The 6,470-nt window shown below is 74.0% G+C and carries 4 protein-coding genes; 2 read left to right on the plus strand and 2 right to left on the minus strand.

The annotated features are described in order from the left end of the window. Positions 1–695: 695 nt before the first annotated feature. Complete coding sequence (locus tag ACZ4A5_RS03965; protein ID WP_467578169.1) at positions 696–1,301, minus strand: hypothetical protein; 606 nt, start codon at positions 1,299–1,301, stop codon at positions 696–698. Positions 1,302–1,658: 357 nt separating this feature from the next. Beyond that, a complete protein-coding gene (locus tag ACZ4A5_RS03970) occupies positions 1,659–2,390 on the minus strand; it encodes a bifunctional DNA primase/polymerase (protein ID WP_467578171.1) in 732 nt (243 codons plus the stop codon). Between the two features lie 835 nt (positions 2,391–3,225). On the opposite strand from ACZ4A5_RS03970, the gene ACZ4A5_RS03975 reads away from it, so the two are divergent. Further along, on the plus strand, positions 3,226–4,770 hold the full coding sequence (locus ACZ4A5_RS03975; protein ID WP_467578173.1) for a PP2C family protein-serine/threonine phosphatase: 1,545 nt from the start codon (positions 3,226–3,228) through the stop codon (positions 4,768–4,770). 135 nt (positions 4,771–4,905) lie between these two features. Continuing rightward, positions 4,906–6,369 carry an aminopeptidase P family protein gene (locus ACZ4A5_RS03980; RefSeq protein WP_467578175.1) on the plus strand — a complete coding sequence of 488 codons (1,464 nt, stop codon included), beginning with the start codon at positions 4,906–4,908 and terminating at the stop codon, positions 6,367–6,369. The last annotated feature ends 101 nt before the right edge of the window (positions 6,370–6,470 follow it).

Here is a 6,470-nt window from a genome sequence, read left to right on the forward strand (position 1 = left end):
CATCCTAACTCCTCCCCCCCCCCCCCCCCCGTCTCCCCCCCCCCCCCCCCCCCCCCCCCCCCACCCCCCCTCCTCCCCCCCCCCCCCCCCCCCCCCCCCCCCCCCCCCCCCCCCCCCCCGGGCCCCGTCCGGCCGTTCCGGGGCGGCCCGCCGCCGACGCACCGGGCCCGCAGACGCGAGCGCACCACCGGCACGCCGACAACGAGCGTGCGCCGGTCCGTCATCCGTCCGCGCCCCCTCCGCGCATCCGTCCACCCTCTGGTCGACACATCGACCGCACGGAAGCCGTCGCGGGCGGCGGAGTGGTTGATTCCGGTGCGTCGGCGGCGCCATTTACGTGACTCCTGTCACAACTCCCGCTGTCTGCCCGGAAATACACGTCCGGATATCCGCGATCGAATTTGCGAACGGCCGATCTCTTGTTACCGTTCTAGGAGCCCGGTCGCTGGTGCATCCCCCGTCGCCAGCGACCGGGCGTTTCCATGCCTCGCCGCCGCGTCCGGCGGGTCTTGTGCCAGCCCTCGGGCGTCCCGTCCCCGCACCACCGCTACGCGGCGATGTCCTCAACCGCCGGACGGGCTCGACGTGCCGGCGTCAGCGACAGACCGACGCCCCGGATGCCCCGCGTCACCATTCTGGTGACGGCGCCCGCCGACCGCCGGGATCGAGTGTCCGACTCCAGCCCCCGGCCGGCCCTAATCCGCCCCGCCGCCCGCCGAGTTGCTGCCCGACCGCAGCAGCATCCGCCCGTCGGCTCCGGCGATCTCCGCCACCGCCGAGTACGCGTCGCGCTGCCGCGGATCACGCACGGTCCGGCCGTGCGGCGTCTCGCACCCGTCAGGGTCGTCCGAGGGCCCCATCTGGCACTGCACCTCGACCGTCCGGCCCGTCGGGTCCATGAGGGTGAGTACGGCCGTCAGCGGCCCGCCTGTGGCGTTGCGGTAGTACGTGCGCGCCCAGGTGTCGTTCCCCTGCCGCAGGACGCAGGTCTGCGCCTCCACGCCTTCGGGCGCCGCGAGTTCGGGGCCGCAGCGCGTGGAGTCCCGCACGCCGTCCTCGCCGGAGCCCTTCCCGTCAGAGCCCTCGCTCTCGTCGGCCGCCGGCGCGGGCCCCGGCTCCCGGGCGTCCGGGGCGCCGGCCACGGCCGTGAGCGGCACCGCAGTCCGCGCCCGCTCGCCCTTGGGGCCGTTCCCGGTCCGGCCGCGGCCCTTCTCCGGGCTCGCCGTTCCCGCCGGGCCCGCCGTGGCGGCGGCCAGCGGCAGCACGATCGCCAGGGCGACCACGCCGGCGAGCGCGATCATCCGAAGACCGGCCCCCCGCTGCCGGGACGCACTGGCTTCTCCGGGCACACCGGACCGACGCTCCATAAGGATCACCTGCAACTCGCCGCGAACGCTGAAGACGCGGGGACGGCTTCCGAGACCCCGCCGGGCCGACGGCGCCCGGCAGAACATCCGGCGCAGGCCCTCACCAGAACATAGCGGGCAGGACGGCCCCTCCCGGGCGGCCGCGCGGCGGTAACCGCACTTCTCGGAGCGGCTTACACCCTTACGAGTGAGAGCGCGTGCGTCTCCCGTCCGTACGCGCTCTCCGCTTCCCGCACCGGCGGCCCCTGAAGGGCAGCCACTCCTCGCTCCGTCCGCGGCCCATGAGGCCGGTCAGTAGGCGAGCTTGCTGCCGCCCCCGGGCGTGCCCGCGCTCTCGGCGACGAGGACGTCGACGACGGTGGAGATGTCCGGCAGCCACGGGCGCGCGGGCACCGCCGCACGCCCCCGGTCCGCCCGGAGCGTACGGGCCGTGCCACCGGTGGAACCCGCGGGCTGCGGCGCCCGCTCCCAGCGCACCCGGCCGGCCCCCGTGGGCGACGGCGGCAGCGCCACATAGCCGCCCTCACCGTGGAAGCGCAGCGAACCGGGCACCCAGTCCTGCTCGTGGAGCAGCTCGCCGAGGACCTCCAGGGAGTAGGGCGCGACCAGCAGCGCCCAGCGGCTGGGGGTGGCGACCACGGGCCCGAGGCGCACGCCCGCGCGGTCGAAGGCCACCAGCGCGCGGGCGCCCGCGACGGCCGGCAGGCTCACGGCGCACGGCGCGCGCCCGCCCGTGGCGAGCACGACGGGGGCGTCGGGACGGTTGGTCCACCACCAGCGGACCATCCGGGCGTCCGTCGTCGCCGCGAGCAGGCCGGGGTCGAACGGGTGGGCGCCGGGGGCGGCGCAGTCGGGGTGCGGGCAGGCGCATTCGCGCTCGCGGCCGCCGCCGGACCGCAGCCCCACACCAGGGAGCACGGGCCACTGCCACTCCGTGGCATAGGCCAGGGCCGCGGTGAGCACCGCGGAGCGGCCGCCCCGCCGAAGCGAGAGCTTGCGTCGCCTTCCGAGGATCTCGCGCATGAGCGCTCGTTCCTTTCCGTGAACGCCGAAGTTGGGGCCCTTGTCGGAGACAAGGGTCGTATCGCACTGCGTGGAACTGCCTGAACTGCGTGAACTGACCGAGCCATCGGTACTGCGTGAACTTGCCGGGCACTGCGAGGAGCTGCCGGACTGCCTGGGCCGTACGGACTGCGTGGCATCGCGGTGGCACTGCGTCGGGCCGCGACCGGCTTCCATGGCACTACGGCTCCGACCTCACGCGCTGCTCAACACGCCGTGGCCCTTTCGAGGCCGGCACACCACGTGGATCAAAAGTCACTGCATCTACAACGCAGCGCATCACGCCACGGGCGGAGCGTGAAACCTGGCGGGGGGTGGCGCGCCCATGGCGCTTTGTGCCGAGCCTTAAGCACCCCTCGTCCGCGGCAACGGGTTCCCCCACGCCCTCGGGGGCGGGCGCGGCCTTGCCGGGGAAGACGCTCGGGTCCGCCGCGGGGTTCCGGGGCGGCCCCAACTGCCCCTGCCCTTCTCCGAGTACGTACCCACCGGGGTGGATATGACGCGCTGTCGAGCAACGCCAGTCGACCTCAAATCCATGCCCTCGGGACCATTTTCCGGCCAACTTTGAAACCCCATAGACACCACCAATCCCACCGGTCCAGTGCTGGACATCGGCTTACTCAGGCGTGTACATGTGGAGCACTGATAGCGCGCAACACGACAGGGGGTTTGCGATGCTATTGACGAAAAAGCACAGGCCAACCAGCTGGTCAAGAGGGTTCGCCGAGATGCCGCGCGCGGCTTTCCGGAGCCCGGGCCACCGCATCGCCGCGCGGCCCGCCCCGGGCAGACGGCCATGACGACCCCACATCTGCCGAAAGTGGCCGGAATCAACCCTCCACTTCCCGCTCCCTCGCACACTCCTCCCCCCTCCTCCGCCGCCCCTCCCGGCGACCCCGCCACCCCGGACCCCTCCGGAACGGACGGCCCCGCCGACCCCCACGGCCCGGCCGCCGACCCGGACGGCCTGTCCCTGCCGGCGACCAACGCCCTCGTGCAGGACCGGCTCGCGGGCTGGATCTCCGATCTGGTCACCCTCCAGGAGCTCACCGAGCGGCTCGCGCGCACCGCCACCCTCGACGCGGCCCTGCGCGAGGTGCTGCGCGCCGGGTCCTCGCTCGTCGGCGCCGGCCGCGGCCTGGTCACCCTCCGGCCCGGCCAGGACCCCCCGACCACCGTCGGACTCGGGCTCGGCCGCGCCGACCTCGGCCACATCGAGACCATCCCGCACCACACCCCCGCCCGGCGCGAAGGGCACGCCCCCGGCGCCGACTCCTACGGCCGCCTCTTCGACGACCTCCCTCCGGCCGGTTCCCGCGCCGGCGTCACCCACCCGGACATCGCCGCCGAGGAGGGCCTCACCCCCCGCCACCGCGAGGTCGCGGCCCGCCTCGGCTACGGCGCCAGCTACGCCCTCCCCCTGGAGTCCGAGGCCGCGGGCCGCATCGGCGCGGCCGTCTGGCTCTACGACGAGCCCGCCGAGCCCAGCGGGCGCCAGCGGCACCTGATCGGCCTCTACCGCGACTACGCCACCGAGCACCTCGCCCGCCATCTCGAACTGGCCGCGGCCAGGGACACCGTGACCACCCTCCGCGAGGAGCTGCTCCCCAGCCGGCTGCCCCGGGTCGCCGGGGTCCGGCTGGCCGTGCGCCACCGGTCGGGCCCGCGGGGCGGGGGCGACTGGTACGACGCGCTGCCGCTGCCCGAGGGCGCGCTCGGCCTGGCGGTCGGCGGAGTGACGGGTTCCGGACCCAGCGCCGTCGCCGCGATGGGCCGGCTGCGGGCCTCCCTGCGGGCGTACGCCGTGATGGAGGGCGAGGATCCGGTCGCCGTGCTCTCCGACCTCGAACTCCTGCTGCGGCTGACCGAGCCCGCGCGCGCCGCCACCGCTCTCTTCGCCTACTGCGAGCCCGCCGGGACCGACCGCCCGGCGAGCCGGGGGAGCAAGGTCGTGCTGGCCGGTGCCGGGCACTGCCCGCCGCTGATCATCGGTGAGCACCGCGTGGAGTATGTCGAGACCTCCCTCTCCGCACCGCTCGGCATGCTCGCCTGCTGGGAGGCGCCGAGCGTCGAGATCGAGCCCGCGCCCGGCGAGACGCTGCTGTTCTACAGCGACGGCCTCCTGCACCGCACCGGCGACACGATGGACCGGGCGTTCGCCCGGCTGCGCTCGGCGGCGGCGAGCGTCCCGCGGGCCGCGCTGCGCGACCCGGACGCCATCGCGGAGCACGTCCTGCGGACCATGCTCCCCACCCCGGACGGCGCCGATGACACCGACGAGGCGGCGGACGGGAGCGACAGCGGTGAGGACGTCGTCCTGTTGGCCGCGCACTTCGAATGATCTTGTTCCGTACGTGATTGTCCCGGTCGGCGACCTGCCTTCTGCGCGCTTTCCCGTTCAAACCTTCGCTGCTGACCTTCTCCCTCACTTTTCCTCGCACATACGATGGAAACGCCCCGTCCGAGGAGGAGAGCAGTGACCGAGCAGCAGCCCGCGCCCGAGAACCCCGAGGGTGACGAGCCCATCAAGCAGCGGAAGAACGGTCTGTACCCGGCCGTGTCCGACGAGCTTGCCGAGAACATGAAGTCCGGCTGGGCCGACACCGAGCTCCGTGACCTCGAGCCGATCGCCCAGGCCCCGGAGACCGCCCGGCGCCGTGCCGAGCTCTCCGCCCGCTTCCCCGGCGAGCGCCTGGTGATCCCCGCCGGCAATCTGAAGACCCGCTCCAACGACACGGAGTACAGCTTCCGCGCGTCCACGGAGTACGTGTACCTCACCGGCGACCAGACCCAGGACGGCGTGCTCGTCCTGGAGCCGGCCGGGGCCGAGGGCCACGAGGCCACGCTCTACCTGCTCCCCCGCTCCAACCGTGAGAACGGCGAGTTCTGGCTCGACGGCATGGGCGAGCTGTGGGTCGGCCGCCGCCACAGCCTCACCGAGGCCGAGCGCCTCTACGGCCTGCCGTGCGCGGACGTGCGCGACCTCGCCGACGCGCTGCGCGCGGCCACCGGCCCCGTCCGCGCCGTGCGCGGCCACGACGCCGCGATCGAGGAAGCCCTCACCGACAAGGTCACCGCCGAGCGGGACGAGGAGCTGCGCGTCTTCATCAGCGAGCAGCGGCTCGTGAAGGACGCCTTCGAGATCGGCGAGCTGCGGAAGGCCGTCGACTCCACCGCGCGCGGCTTCGAGGACGTCGTGAAGGTCCTCGACAAGGCCGAGGCCACGTCGGAGCGCTTCATCGAGGGAACGTTCTTCCTGCGCGCCCGCGTCGAGGGCAACGACATCGGCTACGGCTCCATCTGCGCCGCCGGCCCGCACGCCACCACCCTCCACTGGGTGCGCAACGACGGCCCGGTCCGCTCCGGCGAGCTGCTGCTCCTGGACGCGGGGGTGGAGACCCACACGCTCTACACCGCCGACGTGACCCGCACGCTGCCGGTCAACGGCACGTACACCGCGCTCCAGCGCAAGATCTACGACGCGGTGTACGAGGCCCAGGAGGCCGGCATCGCGGCGGTGCGGCCGGGCGCGAAGTACCGCGACTTCCACGACGCCGCCCAGCGGGTGCTCGCCGAGAAGCTCGTCGAGTGGGGCCTGGTCGAGGGCCCGGTCGAGCGCGTCCTGGAGCTCGGCCTCCAGCGCCGCTGGACGCTGCACGGCACCGGCCACATGCTCGGCCTGGACGTGCACGACTGCGCGGTGGCCCGTACGGAGACGTACGTGGACGGCGTGCTGGAGCCCGGCATGGTGCTGACCGTCGAGCCCGGCCTCTACTTCCAGGCCGACGACACGACCGTGCCGGAGGAGTACCGCGGCATCGGCGTCCGGATCGAGGACGACATCCTCGTCACGGCGGAGGGCAACGAGAACCTCTCCGCGGGCCTGCCGCGGACGTCCGCCGACGTCGAGACCTGGATGGCGGGCCTGAAGGCCCTCTAGCCGGCCCTTCCGGGCGCCGGGGGGGGGGGGGGGGGGGGGGGGGGGGGGGGGGGTAGACTGCCTGTGTGTGCGGCGCTGGTTCGGGGGGGGGTTGGGGGAGG

The organism is Streptomyces sp. NPDC025618, assembly GCF_055558795.1.

Excerpts from the sequence above, each read along its gene's own strand:
- ACZ4A5_RS03975 (WP_467578173.1), top strand. The coding sequence starts at position 3,226 with ATGACGACCCCACATCTGCCGAAAGTGGCCGGAATCAACCCTCCACTT.
- ACZ4A5_RS03965 (WP_467578169.1), bottom strand. The coding sequence starts at position 1,301 with ATGATCGCGCTCGCCGGCGTGGTCGCCCTGGCGATCGTGCTGCCGCTG.
- ACZ4A5_RS03970 (WP_467578171.1), bottom strand. The coding sequence starts at position 2,390 with ATGCGCGAGATCCTCGGAAGGCGACGCAAGCTCTCGCTTCGGCGGGGC.